Genomic DNA, 14,966 nt, shown 5'->3' with positions numbered 1-14,966 from the left:
TCCTCCTGCACAAGAGCATTGAATGAACTGGAGGATATGTTCATGCCGAACCTTCTCGTAAAGCCAACGGGTGACCGCGGCCGCGTCACCCATGTCACACCGGAAACAGCCGGGTGGACCTATGTCGGCTTCGACCTGCACCGCCTGAAGCCGGGCGAGACGGTCTCCGGCGAAGCCAGCGACCGCGAAGTCTGCCTCGTCTGGGTGTCCGGCAAAGGCAAGGCAACCGCCGCTGGAGAGGATTTCGGTTCCGTCGGCGGGCGTATGAGCCCGTTCGAGGGGGCGCCGCATTCGCTCTATGTGCCGGCCGGCTCCGGCTGGTCGGTGACGGCGCAAACCGATCTGGAACTTGCCGTCTGCTCGGCGCCAGGTGGCGGTGACTACAAGGCGAAGCTCATCCCGCCTGGCGTGCATCCGCAATTCCAGCGCGGCAAGGGCTCGAATGTGCGTCTCGTGACCAACATCATGCCCGAGGACGACAACTCTGCCCACTCGCTGCTGGTGGTTGAGGTCATCACGCCCAACGGCAACACCTCCTCCTACCCCTCTCACAAGCACGACCAGGACAATCTGCCGAATGAGAGCCTGCTGGAGGAAACCTACTACCACCGCACGAACCCGCCGCAAGGCTTTGCCTTCCAGCGTGTCTATACCGACGATCGCTCGCTCGACGAGGCGATGGCGGTGGAAAATGGTGACGTGACGCTGGTGCCGAAGGGTTATCACCCCTGCGCCACCATCCATGGCTATGATCTCTATTATCTCAACGTCATGGCCGGCCCGAAGCGGGTCTGGAAGTTTCACAACCAGCCAGAGCACGCATGGCTGCTGAAATAAGACGACGTAGAATCGCTAAATAATCTGACAGCGGGCGAGCCGTGCAGATGGTTCACTGCTTCCATCGAGATCGAACCGATGGAGAATTACCATGCACGGCTCCCCCGCTATTCTTAGTGCCAACGCACATCGCTCGCAATCGCGGCTCTTCGCCGCGCTGCTCTTCCTTTTCCGCTGGATCGTCCGGAAGCTGAAAGACAGGCGCAACCTGAACGCCATGATGGAGCTTTCCGACGAGCAACTGAAAGACATCGGTCTGTCCCGCTATCAGACCGAAAGCGACGTTCATGTCTATTGCCGCGACTGAACTGTGCTAGGATGCCGCTAGTAGGCTCCTTGCATACAACTTGCGGAAATCATTATGGCGCAATTTTCGACCGAGCTGCTCTTGAAGACGAGGACCCTCGCGATCCGCGACGTCCTCTGCAATGGCGAATGCCGGCACAGGAGTGACGAGGAATGCGCCCACAAGACAAGCCTGGTCTATCCCTACAGGGGCGTCTTCATGCGCCATGTCGGGCGCAACGAGACCGTGGCGGAAGCCAATCAGATGCTGTTCTTCAATGCCGGCCAAGGCTACCGGATCAGTCATCCTGTCGAAGGCGGCGACGCCTGCATCGACCTGTCCGTCGACGCAGCGCTGCTCGCTGAATTGGCGCCCAGAGATCAGATACAGCCCGGTGAGCTCTTTGGCTTCCGGCGCCAGCGGCGGCGGATCGATCCGCGTGCACAGGCGCTCGTGGCGCTGCTGCGCCATGGACTCCATCGCAAGGCGGCCGAGACGCTGGAAGCTGAAACGCTGGCGCTCACGCTTATTCGCCGCTCGCTCGGCGAGAGAACATCACATGTGGCAGGCGCCAGCGCGGGACGGCAGAAGCTCGTCGACCGAGCGAAGCTGGTGCTCTCCTCCGATCTGTCGCGGCGATGGACGCTTGGAGAAATCGCGGCGGAAGTAGGTGTGTCGCCGGTATATCTCACACAGGTCTTTCAGCAGGTCGAAGCCACGCCTCTCTATCGCTACCAGTTGCGGCTGCGCCTTGCCAGGGCTCTCGATCTTCTCGGCCGGTATGAGGATCTGACGGCGCTCGGCCTCGATCTAGGCTTTTCCAGCCATAGCCATTTCACCGCCTTGTTCCGCCAAACCTATGGTCAGACGCCGGCGGAATTCCAGCGCGCCGCCCGACTTCGGCGGTGATGGACAAAGATCGCTAAAGAATTCGACAGCGGCAACAGCGCCCGCAGTGGTCTTATGATCCTGTCCCCGAAAGGGACACACCAAACCCAGAGGATCATCCCCATGAACAAGACCACCTGTGCTGCATGCGACTGCGAACTCGGACCGGGTGCGATCAGCGTCAAACTCGCAGGCAAGACCGTCGAGGTCTGCTGCCAGGAATGCGCCGAGGCGCTGAAGGAAGCGGAGACGGCGAAAAACGCCGCCACCGGCAAAGACTAAACGGAAAGCCGCGCCCCGTCAGGCGCGGCTTTCCGACACTCAGACAGGCAGCAGGCCGTAACGCCAACCTCTTTTTCTCGCCAAGTAAAGAAGCACACAACAAGCAAGCAAGAACATGCACAGTTCCGCAAAGACCGGCACCATCCAGATGCCCATCTCGCCAAAGAGGTGCGGCAGGAGGAAGGTCAGGGGAAGTGTGAAGAGATAGGGCCGAGACAGACCGAAAATCGCCGCACGCCTTGCATCACCGATCGACTGGAAGTAGCCCGAGAGCACGATCATCTGCCCAAAGAGGAAATAGCAGCCGACCGTCCAGGGAAGAATGCGCCTTACCTCTCTAATCACGACAGCATCGCTGACGAAGATCGCCCCGAAACGCGCGGCCAGCAGCTTAGCGATCAGCTCAAGCAATGCGCAATAGACGAACGCCGAAACCATCGCGATCAGCAGACTGCGGCCAACACGATCGGAGAGCCCTGCACCGAAGTTGTTGCCCGATATTGTCTGGAAGGCGATATTAAGGCCAAGCAACGGCAGATAGGCAAAGGTCATGATCCGGGTGATGATCCCGTAGGCGGCGATGGTTGCTGCGTAGTCGGACCTGCTCCAGAGCGTAAGATTGTAGATGATGGCCGATGAACTCAGAGACATCCCTATGAAGCCGAGGCTCATGGGCATGCCCAAGGCGAGAATGGTTCTCCATTCGCCCGCCGCACCGCCGCCCGCCGGCCGCAGGACACCAGTCCTGCGGTAGCGAAAGGTGAGGATTACGACTAGGCATATCGCCTGAGCCGAAACGGTACCGATCGCAGAACCGGCAACGCCCCACTGCATCACAGCCATGAAAAACCAGTTGGCCGCGATGTTGAGGAGTGATGCAGCGAGCGTCACCACCGTCATAAAGCCGATCCGACCTTCGCAGCGAAGCGCATCGATGTTCAGCGACAGGAAGAAGGCGACGGCAGAAGAACCCACCATGATTCCCGTGAAAGACCTGGCATTAGCGGCGACTGCCATATCGCCCTCGGCGGCCGCATCGACGATCCGCCAGCCGAAGCTCCAATAGGCAAGGTTGATCAGCACGACAACAGCGATCGCCAGCCAATGCGCCGTGCCGAATGTCCGGCGGGCCGCTGGCCCGTCTCCAGCGCCGATCTGGCGGGCGAGGATGCTCGCCATGCCGTTTGAGACGAGGGATTGCAGGGCGATGATCATCAGCAGCCCGGGAAAGATCAGCGTGACAGCCGAGAGCGCCGCGGGGCCGACATAGGCACCGAGGAAATAGCCGTCGACGACGGCGAAGAGGCCGTTGAGAGTGGTGATCATGATGATTGGGGCTGCGGTGCGGGCGAAGACGACCGGCAGCGGCGCAGTCAGGAATGTGTTCCGTTCACTGTGGTTTTGCATGGGAAGAATCCAAGTGCGTAGACGCAAGCAAGAATACGCTGCGCCAAGAGGAAAAACGGATGGCTCAAATGTCGAGAACGAGGTGGGGAACGGCGTTCGACGTCTTGCGCGGCGATATGCCGTTGCCGTCGACCTGCGCATTGATGCGCTGCCGGAAAGCCGAGAAGCTCTCGAAGGTCACGACGTCCACCGGCTCATCGAAGTGGAGGGTGATCTTGTAAAGTCCGCCGCCTTGCGCCGAAAGTGCCAGGATCTTGCCGCTGAACGGCTGATTCAGGTAGCGACCACGCACCTTGGATCCGACAGAAAGGGCCGCGATCGCCTCCTCGTTCGGCCGGGTCGCCAGAGCGGATAGTGTGTTCCAGTCGCGAACGCCGTGCTGCTGGGCAACGAGTTCAAGGGCAACACTGTGTGGAACTGTTGTACCGCGTGCTTCCATCGCCTGGCGGAGGCGCTTGGCTTGCGATTTCAGCTCTTCAATTGCGGGATATGCAGTGGTCACGGATTCAGCCTTTCGGAAGGCATGCCATTTCGACCGTCACAAGGGAGCTCGCATTGCCTGCAGTCAGCATGCACCAATTGGCTGTGACTGAATGATATCGGGGACTTCACCATGGACTAGTCGTCCGCGAGCGGCCGGCGCCTCGAGCCGTGCTGGATATGCTTGAAGGCGGGCGGCGTGTCAAGCCGGACCAATCCGCCTGCCCAATAATGAGCCATTCCGCTCTCCAGACAGGCATAAGCTTCAGATTGTAGAGAGATTCTTCAGAAGTTGTCAGCAATCTTGCGCTAACCTCGAAGCGTATAACAAGCGGAGGCTACCATGGCCTTTCAGATGCACCTCGACACAGAGCACCCGCAACCCGAGCAGGCTTACCGGGAATTTTTGCTCGATCGTCCTGGCAAGATCATCTTCGTCGGACATCACCTCAGCACCGGAACGCAGGTCCGCTGCCTTATCCGCACGATCACGCTTGCCGGCGCAGTGCTGGAAGTCAGCCCGAACATCGAAGTGCCCAACCACTTCTTCCTTGAGATTCTCGGCATACACGACGAGATTGGTTCGACGGTCGTCAAGCGCGAGGGGGAACTGGTGACGATCAGCTTCAACATGCTGATCAACCCGGAATTCCTGCATCATGTCCTGCGGCTGAATTTCGAAAGCTGAGAAGCGGATACCAACCGCGAAGTCCCTATCCAATCCACCACTTGAAGTCTGACTAGGCCACCAGATGCCGTTCAATCTGGTCGACCGGCAAATTGATGTAGTCTTTTGGAATCTCAGCCGAAATTGCAGCCTGAACGTCTGGAGTGAGATTGTCGCGCAGGGTTCCGAGTGCCCTTGGTGGCGCGACGAGGACGATGCGACGCGCCTGCTTCTCCCGCACAAGGACGTCCATCTTCGCCGCAACCCGCTTCAGAAACTCCGTTTCTGCCTGCTCATGCCAATCTGTTTGTTGCACGGCACTGCCGCTCAAGCCATCTGCCGCATGCGTTCGACCAGGTTTGCCTGTGCCAATTTCCCGATCCGGCTCATTCGGCTGGGATAAGATCTCCTCAACCTTCAGGTTCATATATTCTGCATCGCCTGCATTTTGCAGGATCAATGCCTTGGCGCCATCGCAAACGACCACCCATGATTTTGACGGAACTCTGACATCTATCATTTGGATTTCCTCGCTGCAATTTTGGAGCGTCGCGCGCGCCGCCGACATTGGTCAAACGTGCAAGCTGACAAAGAGTTCGATGACACTTCGCGACAATTGGGTTGCTTGGCGATCCAATCGCTGTTCAGCGTGTAACGGCGATTAGGCAGAACGGAATCAATCTGATGAAGATTGCAGCATCGGCCTCTCTAGGCTCCTCGACCAGCGGGTCGCTCGGATGCGATATGGCTGGCAAGATATATGGCATCACTATCTCGCTACGCTCGCATGGGACCTGCGTGGCACGTTGCCATCGCGCTGTCCGCAGCAGTTGGATTGTTGACTGCTCGAACATTCGGTTGGGCACGCAAACAGACGAAAATGGCTGCTTTGCTAAAATTGTATTTTCTTCTTTGACAATTGCGCAAAGCATTCGTGTGAGGCTCAATCGAAGAGGACCGGGATGATCTTGGTTCAACGGAGACCCGCGGGATGTCGATGCTTCGCGCCACACACCTTGCGACCGTGAAATCCGCGGTTTACGACACGCGCTGGGAACAATTCAACGTGAGAAGGCCCGCGCGAATCGTGGCGGTTCGACCCTGCCTCACGGGCATTTCCATCCGCAGTGCCGAGATCGTCGATATCTCACGCGGTGGCGCGACGTTTGTCGTAGCATCGACCGCCGGGCTGCCCAAACACTATTACCTCAACATCCTGGGCCTCGCCTATCGTATCGGCTGCGCGGAAGTCTATCGTAACAGCGAACGCATCGGCGTGCGGTTCATCAATACCATCGACCCAGAAGTCTTGCGTCGCGTCGTGCGCGCCGACTTCATGGCCGGCAACGTCGAAGCGATTGAGGCGCGCGGGGTCGTGCGCATATAAATCGCCCACTCCCGGGAATAATGTTTCTTGCCTTGGCGGTAGCAGGGCCTATTGTTGGTGCGATTTTTCACAGCATTCAGGAAATCGCTCCAGCATGTCCGCCTTCTCGCGCTTCACGCCGCTTGCTAGCGCCCTTCCCTCGACAGTTCCTTTCGTAGGCCCAGAAGCAATCGAGCGTCAGCGCGGCCTTCACGTCAAGGCGCGCATCGGCGCCAACGAGAATGGCTTCGGCCCTGCCCCGTCGGTGCTTGCCGCCATGCGCGATCAAGCTGGTGATATTTGGAAGTACAACGACCCAGAAAACCACGCCCTGAGGGACGCGCTCGCTGATCATCTTGGCATTGGAATCGACTCCATCGCGATAGGCGGCGGCATCGATGAACTGCTCGGCCAGATTGTTCGGCTCATCATCGAGCCAGGCGCACCTGTCGTCACGTCGCTCGGTGGCTATCCGACCTTCAATTTCCACGTTGCGGGCTTCGGCGGGCGGCTTGTCACCGTGCCCTATGCCAGTGATCGCGAAGATCTCAACGGCCTTCTCGAAGCCGCAAAACGTGAGAACGCGCCTCTTGTCTATTTCGCCAATCCGGACAATCCGATGGGAAGCTGGTGGGATGCAGAAAGCATTGTTGCCTTTGCCCGCGCACTACCTGAAACCACCATGCTGATTCTCGACGAGGCCTACAGCGAAACCGGACCAGCCGGATCTCTGCCTGCGATCGACGCGCTCATCGATCGTCCCAACATCGTTCGCACGCGCACCTTCTCGAAAGCCTACGGCCTGGCTGGCGCGAGAGTAGGCTATGTCATTTCGACCCCTGGTACGGCGCGTGCATTCGACAAGATCCGCAATCATTTCGGGATGAACCGGCTGGCGACGGTGGCAGCGCTGGCGGCGCTGAGGGATCAGGCCTACCTCACCGAGGTGGTGTCCAATATCCACCGCGCGCGCGACCGGATTGCCCGTATTGCCAAAGCCAACAATCTGCTTCCGCTTGCCTCGGCGACGAACTTCGTTGCGATCGACGCCGGACGTGACGGCACCTATGCACGCGCCATCGTCGACGGCCTTATGCAGCATGGCGTCTTCATTCGCATGCCGGGTGTTGCGCCGCTTAATCGCTGCATCCGTGTCAGCGTCGGGCCGGAAGCAGACATGGCGCTCTTCGAGGAAGCACTGCCGCAAGTGCTCAGTGCATTGGGCTAAGTCGATGCAAGGAACCGCGCCGGCCTTGTTCCGGTCGGTCGCGGTTGGTTATCTGGTCATGACCTAATCCAAGATCCGCCAGTCCTTTTTTGACGTTATTGTCATGTCCGCGTTGGCGGAGAAACCAGCCTTAATGGATCGTCATCCATTCACGGGCAGCCCTTAGCGCCTCTACGATCTGCATCTTGTCCATGTTCGCGGCAACGTCCGCGCGAAGCTCTGCGGCGCGGTCGTTGCCCTTGATCGCCGCGATGTTCAGCCACTTGTGAGCGGCGACCAGATCCACGGCACAGCCGCGGCCAGTCGCATACATCAGACCCATTTCGCAGAAGATGTCGGCGTTGTTCCCGCCATCCATGGTGGCCGTTTCAGCATTGTGCATTTCAAAGCGTGCCATCGGTTTTGTCCCTGTTTAGCCTGTTATCGACTTACCCTGTTTTACCTCCGGGCCCCGCCGTCTATCGCGGCTTTTGTACCCTTCGGTTTGGCGAGTTTTCCCCGCTCGTTGGAATGGCCCCACTATGCCAACGCCCCTTCAAAAAACGCCTAAAATGCATGATTAATTTGCGACAAACAAAGTGCAAACGCTTGGTAAAATTGGATTTTTGTTAAACATCGCAATCCTTGCGGATTAAGGATTTTCGACATAGTTTTACTAAATATTCAGATTTGAAAATTAACCTTCCGTTCACCACGAAATCAGCATTAACTGGCCGAAACGCACGATTTTGTCGCTTGTGCCGCTATCAAAACACCCTTTATCAGCGGCAAAAACGATATTTACGTTTACGTTCGCGTCATATATTTTCCTGCCGGGACATCAGGGAGGAACGAATGATCCGCACACTTTTTCTCGCCAGCGCATTGATGCTTGCCGCCGGAGCAGCCTCTGCGGACGAGCCGATCGTCGGCAATTGGAAGACGGCAGCGGGGGATACCGCCCATATTGCATCCTGCGGCGCCAGCTACTGCATCGTGCTGAAGACCGGCAAGTATGCCGGCAAGAAGATCGGAACGCTCGCAGGAAGCGGCGAGACCTATACCGGCCAGATCACGGATCCGGCCAACGACAAGACCTACAGCGGATCGGGCAACATTCTCGGAAACTCACTGAAAATGAAGGGCTGCGTCCTCAACGTGCTTTGCAAATCGCAGACCTGGACGCGGCTGTAAAAGGCCGCTCTCGAAAAGAAGCGCCCGCAAACCTGGCCGGGCGCGTTCCTATGTCCGGTCAGCGGGCGCGCTGATTGAAGAGGATTTTCTGTGCTTCCTTGTCGTTTGCAAGGTTGCTGCGTTCACGCTCTTCCTTGCCGATTTCTGTACCGCGAATGACGGCCGGACGCGCCGTCATCGTCTCAAACCAGCGCTTCAGGTGGGGAAACTCGTTGAGATCCTGTCCTTGCTTTTCGTACGGAATCACCCAGCCAATGCAGGCCATGTCGGCGATCGAATAGTCGCCGGCGAGATATTCGCGCTCCGCCAGCCTCTTGTTCATCACGCCGTACAGGCGGTTCACTTCATTGGTATAGCGGTTGATGCCATATTCGATCTTCTCGGGCGCATAGCCGCGAAAGTGATGTGCCTGGCCAGCCATCGGGCCCAATCCGCCCACCTGCCAGAAAAGCCACTCCTCGATCTGGACGCGTGTGCGCTCGTCCGTCGAATAGAACTTTCCGAACTTGCGACCGAGATATTGGAGAATCGCACCGGATTCAAACACCGAGATCGGTTCGCCGCCAGGACCGTCCGGATCGATGATCGCCGGCATCCGGTTATTCGGCGCGATTTTCAGGAATTCCGGCACGAATTGCTCGCCCCGCCCGATATTGACGTACTTGACCTCGTAAGGAACGCCGAGTTCCTCGAGCATGATGCTGATCTTCCAGCCATTCGGGGTGGGCCAATAGTAAAGCTCAATCGGTGCCGTCATGAAAAATCTCCTTTGGGGACTACAGAGATAATAAGCGGCGGCCACGCTTCAAGCTGCCCGGCTTCCTGAACGCCTGATGAACCATGATCTCAGCACTGGTTCAGCCACAACGTGGCAAAACTGTCTCAACGCTAGGGCGAGACCGGGGCAAAGTCATGGATATGCTCATTTTGGCAAGACGTTTCACCATCATCACACTCTTTGCGGCGGTCTTTGCCGTCAGCTTCTCAGCTGCCGTCAATCGGAACGCAGGGGGCGGCGCACAGTCTCACTTCGGAGCCAACTATACGTGCTTCGACGCCACCAGCCCATTCTGCCGAACAAGCCACTGACCCGATCGAACGTCTGAATGTGCTGTGTTCAAAACTACGCAATCCTCTCTGCCGCGTCGTTTGCTTGTTAAAAACAACACCCTATAATGGCGCATGAACAAACGAATCTCTTCCCCTCTCGATATTTCGTCCCCCTCTCCTTTTGCTCCGCAAACCTTCGACGATCCGGTGAAGGCTGTCGATGCTCTGACGGAACTCTATGAGCGCAACACTACCTTCCTGATTGATAGCTTCGCTAGGCTTGCCAAAGGCGCACCGACAACCTCGCGCTATCGCGCCTTCTATCCGCAAGTGAGCATCGAGACGACCAGTTACGGCCACATCGACACGCGACTGTCCTACGGCCACGTCACCGCGCCTGGAATCTATACGACGACGATCACTCGACCGCAGCTCTTTCGGCATTATCTGAAGCAGCAGCTTGGTCTGCTGATGAAAAATCATAGCGTTCCTGTCATTGTCTCTGAATCGACAACGCCTATTCCGCTGCACTTTGCTTTCGGAGAAGGCGCACACGTCGAGGCTTCAGCCGCGACGTTCATGGACATTCCGATGCGCGACCTGTTCGACACACCGGACCTGAATACGACAGACGACGAAATCGCAAATGGCGAATACATTCCCCCGCCGGGCGAACCTTCGCCGCTCGCGGCCTTTACGGCCCAGCGTATCGACTATTCGCTTGCGCGACTTGCCCATTACACCGCGACCAGCGCTCAGCACTTCCAGAATTTCGTACTGTTCACGAACTACCAGTTCTACATCGACGAGTTCTGCACTTGGGCACGGAAGCTGATGGCTGAAGGGGGCGATGGCTATACGGCTTTCGTCGAGCCGGGCAACATCGTCACGTATGCCGGTTCCAGTCAGCCCGAGACCGGCATTACACTCTCACGCCTGCCGCAAATGCCTGCCTACCATCTGAAAAAGAAGGGACATGGCGGTATCACGATGATTAATATTGGCGTCGGCCCGTCCAACGCCAAGACGATCACTGACCATGTGGCCGTGCTTCGCCCGCATGCCTGGTTGATGCTCGGCCATTGCGCGGGCCTGCGCAACAGCCAGCGCCTGGGCGATTACGTCCTGGCACACGCATATATGCGCGAAGACCATGTCCTGGACGACGATCTGCCGGTCTGGGTGCCCATTCCGGCCCTGGCGGAAGTGCAGGTCGCCCTTGAGGGGGCCGTGGCAGAGGTAACGGGTTATGAAGGTTTCGAGCTGAAGCGTATCATGCGCACCGGCACGGTCGGCACGATCGACAACCGGAACTGGGAGTTGCGCGATCAGCGCGGCCCGGTGAAGCGCCTGTCCCAGGCTCGCGCCATTGCACTCGACATGGAGTCGGCCACGATTGCCGCAAACGGCTTCCGTTTCCGTGTGCCCTACGGCACCCTGCTCTGCGTATCGGACAAACCGCTGCACGGTGAATTGAAGCTGCCGGGCATGGCAACTGCCTTCTACAGGACGCAGGTCAATCAGCATCTGCAGATCGGCATCCGCGCAATCCAGAAGCTTGCCGCAATGCCGCCGGAAGCGCTGCATTCTCGCAAGCTCAGGAGCTTCTTCGAAACAGCCTTCCAATAGTCGTTTGCTTACTGGCGAGTGGCGGCAACGGTGATGGCGAGTTGCCGCTCGTAGCGCTCGCCTTCGGTATTCAGCGCCAGGATAGCGACTGAAAGAACGACAGCAACCGCAGCAAGCCGGGTGATCATGGCCCGCGTCGTTGACGGCGTCGTATCGGCCCAATGACGCTGCCTATTCTCTTGGCGACTTTCTCTGATGCAATTCGCCAGCGCAATCTCGAAAAGATTCATTGTCGTCACTCCATGTTGTTGACGACCTTTGTCGAAGCGGGCCGGCTCGTTTCGACGCAAACTCACGCAAAAAGATTTATTCGCTTGCTGTCGAAATCCCCCTAGGCTGCTCGTCCAATGATTGATGCCGCCAACGGGGAGCCAACGATGAAGTATCTCTGCCAAGTGTGGTTCGAGCCTGCGACGCTTGAGGCCATGACCGATGACGAGAAAAGGAGCCTCGACAGAGCGTCCCTTGACTACGACGATGATCTGGTCGCCAGCGGTCACATGCTTACCGCCCACGCGCTACAATCACCGAAGAGCGCCATCACTGTCCGCGTTCGCAACGGGGAAATGTCGGTGACGGACGGCCCCTTTGCAGAAACAAAAGAACAGCTCGGCGGCTTCATTCTCATCGATGCGAAAGATCTGAATGATGCCATTCGCGTTGCCGCCGGCATCCCACTCGCGAAACTCGGCTCAATCGAAGTTAGACCGATCTACGATATTCCAGTTCACACCTGAGGGAGACGTCATGAAATATCTCTGCCAGATTTGGTTCGACACTGAAAAGAGCAAGCTCGTACCGCAGGAGGAGTGGGATGCTCTGACACAGGAGTGCATCGTGAGCGACAATTACTGGGAGGAGCGTGGTGTCTTCCAGGCCGCGCTTGCGTTGCGCGCGCCCGAAACGGCCGTAACGCTTCGTATCAAGCAAGGCGTCACCACGGCAACCGACGGTCCTTTCGCCGAAATCAAGGAGCACCTCGGCGGCTTCATACTGATCGAAGCAGCCGATATGGAAGAAGCCAAGACGATCGTCTCCACGCTTCCTATACTAAAGTACGCCTCGATCGAGATCCGTCCCGGCTATTCCATCAAGGACGGGAGATAACCCATGCGCTATGTTTGCCTGATCTTCAATTCCGCTGATGTTGACGGTCGTCAGACTCCGGCCGAAACCGAAGCCGTTGTTCGCGCCCATTTCAGCTTCGACGAAGGCTTGCGTGATCGTGGCACGCTGATCCATGCCGATGCTCTCGAAGCGCCAGACAAGGCTGTCGTCCTTCGGGTGCGCAACAACGAGATTAGCGTGACGGACGGCCCATATGTCGAAACGAAAGAGCATCTGGCCGGCATCTACGTTATCGATGCATCTGACATGAATGAGGCAAAAGCTATTGCCGCTGGAATTCCCTGCGCCCGAATTGGAGCTGTGGAAGTCCGCCCGGTGCGGATTTTGACTCTACCGGAGTAACCCTTGGAACGTCTGATTGAGGACATCTACCGAACGCAGTCTCGCCGAGTCCTTGCGACGCTCATCCGCCTCCTCGGCGACTTCGACAGGGCTGAGGAAGCGTTGCATGACGCGTTTGCCGCCGCCGCTCGTGCGTGGCCGCGCGATGGTATTCCGGCAAATCCCTTCGGCTGGCTTGTTTCCGCCGGACGGTTTCGCGCGATCGACCACATTAGGCGTCGGTCACGGTTTGATAAGTCGGTGAAGGATATCGAGGAAAGTCTATACGGATCTTTCGACGAAACGGAGATCGGTAACGTGGACCTGATCGAAGACGACATGCTCCGCCTGATCTTCACTTGCTGCCATCCGGCCATACCGGCCGACGCACAGATGGCGATGGCACTTCGGGAGATATGTGGGCTTACGACCGAGGAGATCGCACACGCGTTTCTCGTACCCGCGCCGACTGTGGCGCAACGCATCGTGCGTGCAAAGACCAAGATCCGTACGGCGAAAATTCCCTACGAGGTTCCCGAGGCGGACGAGCTGCCAGAACGGTTGGACCGGGTACTGCATGTCATCTACCTCGTCTTCAACGAAGGTTATTCCGCATCCTCAGGCGAAGAGGTCGTGCGAGCCGACCTCATCTCGGAAGCCATCCGCCTCATACGGCTGCTTGCGGGTCTACTGCCGCATCCTGACGTATCCGGGCTGCTTGCACTCCTCTTGCTGCAGGATTCGCGCCGTGCCGCCAGGCGAGGCCCAGAGGGAGGTCTCATTCTGCTGGCCGATCAGGATCGCAAGCTTTGGGATCGGCAAAAGATCAGCGAAGGTCTAGCACGCCTTGACGGCGCCCTGAGAACTGGGGAGGTCGGCATCTATACGCTGCAGGCTGCCATAGCCGCAGAGCACGCGCGGGCAGCGACACCGGAGGAGACGGACTGGAAACGCATCGTCAGCTATTATGATCTGTTGCTTGCTGCTCAGTCATCGCCGATCGCGCAACTCAATAGAGCAGTCGCGGTGGCGATGGTGGATGGAGCAGAAAGGGGCCTGCAGCTCGTTGATGCGATCCTGCAGACTGGAGAACTGGAGAGCTACCACCTGGCACACTCAGCCCGTGCCGATTTTCTGAGGCGAATGGGGCGGAAAACAGATGCCATTGCGGCGTACCAGGCAGCGTTGAGGCTGTGCCAGCAAGCGCCGGAGCAGGCCTTCCTGCGCAAGAGAATCTCAGAGCTTTCGGCTGCGGCCGAGCGGCAGTGAGATTGCGGTGCCCGTCAGGGCCGAAACGATAATCAGCAGATGTGCATTGATACTGGCCTGTGCCAAGGTGGCAAGGGCCGCTTTTTCGCTGGATGCGCCAAGGGCCACTGCACCGGCGGTTATTCCGGCCGGATAAGTACCGACACCGCCCGGCGCGTGCACCGGGAGCACCGAAGAGAGCTCGCCGCCAAGCGCCCCACCGAAGCTTGCAGCCATCGGAAAAACACCCATGAGGTTGAGGGCCCAAGCAAGGACCAGCACCTTGACGAGCCAATTGATGATTGTCATCGCCCAGGCGCGTGTAAAGGCCGCTGCATCTATTGGGAGTCCCCTCTCGATTTCGATTACGAGCTTCTGAGCCTTGGCCGGCAGAAGCTTGCTTGCCAGCAGCAACAGCGGCCGCCTGAAAGCAAAAGCGACCACGGGCAGCGCTAGGAAGGCACTCCAGGCGACCCATGCGATGATCTTGTCTTTTGATGCAATCGCAAAGCCTATGCCAGCGGCCGCAAGCAAAGCGTGCAGGTCAAGCATGCGCATGACGAGGAGCGCAGACGTGCCGCGCGCCAACGGGATACCGAACTCGGTACGCATCAAGACCGGAAAGCTGGTCTCGCCCGTTCGAAACGGCAACATGATGTTCAGAAGATTATGTATCTGCGTAACCCGGAAAAGCACTGTGAAGCGCCCCGAAGTCTCACGCGGGAAATAGTCGTAGATCCGCCAGGTCCTGAGGAAGTAGGTGCTGGTTAGCAGAACCAAAGCACCAACAACCGGGATTGCGCCCACGTCCGCCCATTGTCCAAGAATGACCGGCCAGCCCCAGAACCACTGGATGAAAAGCGCATAAGCCGCAACGATCACTACTGTCAGCAGCGTCATTCGATTGCGGATAAACCAGGATTGTCGGCTGGCAACAACCGGAAACTTCATATAGTAGGCTTTCCTGACTATCGCG

The 14,966-nt window shown here is 58.0% G+C and carries 21 protein-coding genes; 14 read left to right on the top strand and 7 right to left on the bottom strand.

Features of this window, described 5'->3' with window-relative positions; all coding sequences use genetic code 11:
• Positions 1-42: 42 nt before the first annotated feature.
• From iolB to BN77_RS34095, 4 genes are all read left to right on the top strand, one after another.
• Positions 43-837, top strand: coding sequence for a 5-deoxy-glucuronate isomerase (gene iolB / locus BN77_RS09870; protein WP_007531146.1), 795 nt, complete (start codon positions 43-45; stop codon positions 835-837).
• Between the two features lie 91 nt (positions 838-928).
• Positions 929-1,144 (top strand): DUF1127 domain-containing protein, encoded by a 216-nt coding sequence (locus BN77_RS09865; RefSeq protein ID WP_007531144.1) that lies wholly within the window; start codon positions 929-931, stop codon positions 1,142-1,144.
• Between the two features lie 54 nt (positions 1,145-1,198).
• Positions 1,199-2,032: a helix-turn-helix transcriptional regulator gene (locus BN77_RS09860; RefSeq protein ID WP_007531142.1), complete on the top strand. Its 834-nt coding sequence runs from the start codon at positions 1,199-1,201 to the stop codon at positions 2,030-2,032.
• A gap of 102 nt (positions 2,033-2,134) precedes the next feature.
• Positions 2,135-2,293 (top strand): hypothetical protein, encoded by a 159-nt coding sequence (locus tag BN77_RS34095; RefSeq protein ID WP_007531140.1) that lies wholly within the window; start codon positions 2,135-2,137, stop codon positions 2,291-2,293.
• 39 nt (positions 2,294-2,332) lie between these two features.
• Here BN77_RS34095 and BN77_RS09855 read toward each other — a convergent pair whose 3' ends face one another.
• Together BN77_RS09855 and BN77_RS09850 are read right to left on the bottom strand one after the other, a co-directional pair.
• Positions 2,333-3,700, bottom strand: a complete 1,368-nt coding sequence (locus BN77_RS09855) for an MATE family efflux transporter (RefSeq protein WP_007531138.1) — start codon at positions 3,698-3,700, stop codon at positions 2,333-2,335.
• Between the two features lie 64 nt (positions 3,701-3,764).
• The gene (locus BN77_RS09850) at positions 3,765-4,202 is read right to left on the bottom strand and encodes a glyoxalase superfamily protein (protein WP_007531136.1); all 438 of its coding nucleotides are present in this window, start codon (positions 4,200-4,202) and stop codon (positions 3,765-3,767) included.
• Positions 4,203-4,535: 333 nt separating this feature from the next.
• Here BN77_RS09850 and BN77_RS09845 point away from each other — a divergent pair, with 333 nt between their 5' ends.
• Complete coding sequence (locus BN77_RS09845; RefSeq protein WP_040677675.1) at positions 4,536-4,868, top strand: hypothetical protein; 333 nt, start codon at positions 4,536-4,538, stop codon at positions 4,866-4,868.
• A gap of 52 nt (positions 4,869-4,920) precedes the next feature.
• Here BN77_RS09845 and BN77_RS09840 read toward each other — a convergent pair whose 3' ends face one another.
• Positions 4,921-5,367: a baeRF12 domain-containing protein gene (locus tag BN77_RS09840; RefSeq protein ID WP_007531131.1), complete on the bottom strand. Its 447-nt coding sequence runs from the start codon at positions 5,365-5,367 to the stop codon at positions 4,921-4,923.
• Between the two features lie 471 nt (positions 5,368-5,838).
• Here BN77_RS09840 and BN77_RS09830 point away from each other — a divergent pair, with 471 nt between their 5' ends.
• Entirely contained in the window at positions 5,839-6,234 is a 396-nt protein-coding gene (locus BN77_RS09830; RefSeq protein ID WP_007531129.1) for a hypothetical protein, read from the top strand.
• A gap of 94 nt (positions 6,235-6,328) precedes the next feature.
• The gene (locus BN77_RS09825; RefSeq protein WP_007531127.1) at positions 6,329-7,441 is read left to right on the top strand and encodes a pyridoxal phosphate-dependent aminotransferase; all 1,113 of its coding nucleotides are present in this window, start codon (positions 6,329-6,331) and stop codon (positions 7,439-7,441) included.
• Between the two features lie 130 nt (positions 7,442-7,571).
• Here BN77_RS09825 and BN77_RS09820 read toward each other — a convergent pair whose 3' ends face one another.
• Positions 7,572-7,838 (bottom strand): SEL1-like repeat protein, encoded by a 267-nt coding sequence (locus BN77_RS09820; RefSeq protein WP_007531125.1) that lies wholly within the window; start codon positions 7,836-7,838, stop codon positions 7,572-7,574.
• A 437-nt stretch (positions 7,839-8,275) separates the two neighbouring features.
• Here BN77_RS09820 and BN77_RS09815 point away from each other — a divergent pair, with 437 nt between their 5' ends.
• Positions 8,276-8,614, top strand: a complete 339-nt coding sequence (locus BN77_RS09815) for a DUF2147 domain-containing protein (RefSeq protein WP_007531123.1) — start codon at positions 8,276-8,278, stop codon at positions 8,612-8,614.
• Between the two features lie 58 nt (positions 8,615-8,672).
• Here BN77_RS09815 and BN77_RS09810 read toward each other — a convergent pair whose 3' ends face one another.
• Positions 8,673-9,371, bottom strand: coding sequence for a glutathione S-transferase N-terminal domain-containing protein (locus BN77_RS09810; protein WP_007531121.1), 699 nt, complete (start codon positions 9,369-9,371; stop codon positions 8,673-8,675).
• Positions 9,372-9,526: 155 nt separating this feature from the next.
• Between BN77_RS09810 and BN77_RS34090 the strand changes: the two genes are divergently transcribed.
• Positions 9,527-9,703, top strand: a complete 177-nt coding sequence (locus BN77_RS34090) for a hypothetical protein (RefSeq protein WP_007531119.1) — start codon at positions 9,527-9,529, stop codon at positions 9,701-9,703.
• A 93-nt stretch (positions 9,704-9,796) separates the two neighbouring features.
• On the top strand, positions 9,797-11,293 hold the full coding sequence (locus BN77_RS09805; RefSeq protein WP_040677011.1) for an AMP nucleosidase: 1,497 nt from the start codon (positions 9,797-9,799) through the stop codon (positions 11,291-11,293).
• An 8-nt stretch (positions 11,294-11,301) separates the two neighbouring features.
• On the opposite strand, the gene BN77_RS09800 is transcribed toward BN77_RS09805, so the two are convergent.
• Positions 11,302-11,523: a hypothetical protein gene (locus BN77_RS09800; protein ID WP_007531114.1), complete on the bottom strand. Its 222-nt coding sequence runs from the start codon at positions 11,521-11,523 to the stop codon at positions 11,302-11,304.
• 147 nt (positions 11,524-11,670) lie between these two features.
• Here BN77_RS09800 and BN77_RS09795 point away from each other — a divergent pair, with 147 nt between their 5' ends.
• The 4 genes from BN77_RS09795 to BN77_RS09780 are packed head-to-tail and all read left to right on the top strand — an operon-like array spanning position 11,671 to position 14,011.
• Positions 11,671-12,030, top strand: coding sequence for a YciI family protein (locus BN77_RS09795; RefSeq protein ID WP_007531112.1), 360 nt, complete (start codon positions 11,671-11,673; stop codon positions 12,028-12,030).
• A gap of 10 nt (positions 12,031-12,040) precedes the next feature.
• A complete protein-coding gene (locus BN77_RS09790; RefSeq protein WP_007531111.1) occupies positions 12,041-12,400 on the top strand; it encodes a YciI family protein in 360 nt (119 codons plus the stop codon).
• A 3-nt stretch (positions 12,401-12,403) separates the two neighbouring features.
• A complete protein-coding gene (locus BN77_RS09785; RefSeq protein WP_007531109.1) occupies positions 12,404-12,763 on the top strand; it encodes a YciI family protein in 360 nt (119 codons plus the stop codon).
• 3 nt (positions 12,764-12,766) lie between these two features.
• Positions 12,767-14,011 carry an RNA polymerase sigma factor gene (locus BN77_RS09780; protein WP_007531107.1) on the top strand — a complete coding sequence of 415 codons (1,245 nt, stop codon included), beginning with the start codon at positions 12,767-12,769 and terminating at the stop codon, positions 14,009-14,011.
• On the opposite strand, the gene BN77_RS09775 is transcribed toward BN77_RS09780, so the two are convergent.
• Entirely contained in the window at positions 13,979-14,941 is a 963-nt protein-coding gene (locus BN77_RS09775) for a lysylphosphatidylglycerol synthase domain-containing protein (RefSeq protein ID WP_040677010.1), read from the bottom strand. The genes BN77_RS09780 and BN77_RS09775 overlap by 33 nt on opposite strands.
• Between the last annotated feature and the right edge of the window lie 25 nt (positions 14,942-14,966).

The organism is Rhizobium mesoamericanum STM3625, assembly GCF_000312665.1.
GTDB lineage: Bacteria > Pseudomonadota > Alphaproteobacteria > Rhizobiales > Rhizobiaceae > Rhizobium > Rhizobium mesoamericanum.
The sequence above is the reverse complement of the archived record's forward strand: the minus strand, read 5'-3'. Positions and strand labels throughout refer to the sequence as shown.

What these genes read in the sequence shown, in the direction of transcription:
- BN77_RS34095 (WP_007531140.1), top strand. Translation starts at nt 2,135, where the DNA reads ATGAACAAGACCACCTGTGCTGCATGCGACTGCGAACTCGGACCGGGT.
- BN77_RS09855 (WP_007531138.1), bottom strand. Translation starts at nt 3,700, where the DNA reads ATGCAAAACCACAGTGAACGGAACACATTCCTGACTGCGCCGCTGCCG.
- BN77_RS09800 (WP_007531114.1), bottom strand. Translation starts at nt 11,523, where the DNA reads ATGAATCTTTTCGAGATTGCGCTGGCGAATTGCATCAGAGAAAGTCGC.
- BN77_RS09865 (WP_007531144.1), top strand. Translation starts at nt 929, where the DNA reads ATGCACGGCTCCCCCGCTATTCTTAGTGCCAACGCACATCGCTCGCAA.
- BN77_RS09805 (WP_040677011.1), top strand. Translation starts at nt 9,797, where the DNA reads ATGAACAAACGAATCTCTTCCCCTCTCGATATTTCGTCCCCCTCTCCT.
- BN77_RS09795 (WP_007531112.1), top strand. Translation starts at nt 11,671, where the DNA reads ATGAAGTATCTCTGCCAAGTGTGGTTCGAGCCTGCGACGCTTGAGGCC.
- BN77_RS09790 (WP_007531111.1), top strand. Translation starts at nt 12,041, where the DNA reads ATGAAATATCTCTGCCAGATTTGGTTCGACACTGAAAAGAGCAAGCTC.
- BN77_RS09775 (WP_040677010.1), bottom strand. Translation starts at nt 14,941, where the DNA reads ATGAAGTTTCCGGTTGTTGCCAGCCGACAATCCTGGTTTATCCGCAAT.
- BN77_RS09810 (WP_007531121.1), bottom strand. Translation starts at nt 9,371, where the DNA reads ATGACGGCACCGATTGAGCTTTACTATTGGCCCACCCCGAATGGCTGG.
- BN77_RS09845 (WP_040677675.1), top strand. Translation starts at nt 4,536, where the DNA reads ATGCACCTCGACACAGAGCACCCGCAACCCGAGCAGGCTTACCGGGAA.
- BN77_RS09825 (WP_007531127.1), top strand. Translation starts at nt 6,329, where the DNA reads ATGTCCGCCTTCTCGCGCTTCACGCCGCTTGCTAGCGCCCTTCCCTCG.
- BN77_RS09785 (WP_007531109.1), top strand. Translation starts at nt 12,404, where the DNA reads ATGCGCTATGTTTGCCTGATCTTCAATTCCGCTGATGTTGACGGTCGT.
- iolB (WP_007531146.1), top strand. Translation starts at nt 43, where the DNA reads ATGCCGAACCTTCTCGTAAAGCCAACGGGTGACCGCGGCCGCGTCACC.
- BN77_RS09860 (WP_007531142.1), top strand. Translation starts at nt 1,199, where the DNA reads ATGGCGCAATTTTCGACCGAGCTGCTCTTGAAGACGAGGACCCTCGCG.
- BN77_RS09815 (WP_007531123.1), top strand. Translation starts at nt 8,276, where the DNA reads ATGATCCGCACACTTTTTCTCGCCAGCGCATTGATGCTTGCCGCCGGA.
- BN77_RS09830 (WP_007531129.1), top strand. Translation starts at nt 5,839, where the DNA reads ATGTCGATGCTTCGCGCCACACACCTTGCGACCGTGAAATCCGCGGTT.
- BN77_RS09820 (WP_007531125.1), bottom strand. Translation starts at nt 7,838, where the DNA reads ATGGCACGCTTTGAAATGCACAATGCTGAAACGGCCACCATGGATGGC.
- BN77_RS34090 (WP_007531119.1), top strand. Translation starts at nt 9,527, where the DNA reads ATGGATATGCTCATTTTGGCAAGACGTTTCACCATCATCACACTCTTT.
- BN77_RS09840 (WP_007531131.1), bottom strand. Translation starts at nt 5,367, where the DNA reads ATGATAGATGTCAGAGTTCCGTCAAAATCATGGGTGGTCGTTTGCGAT.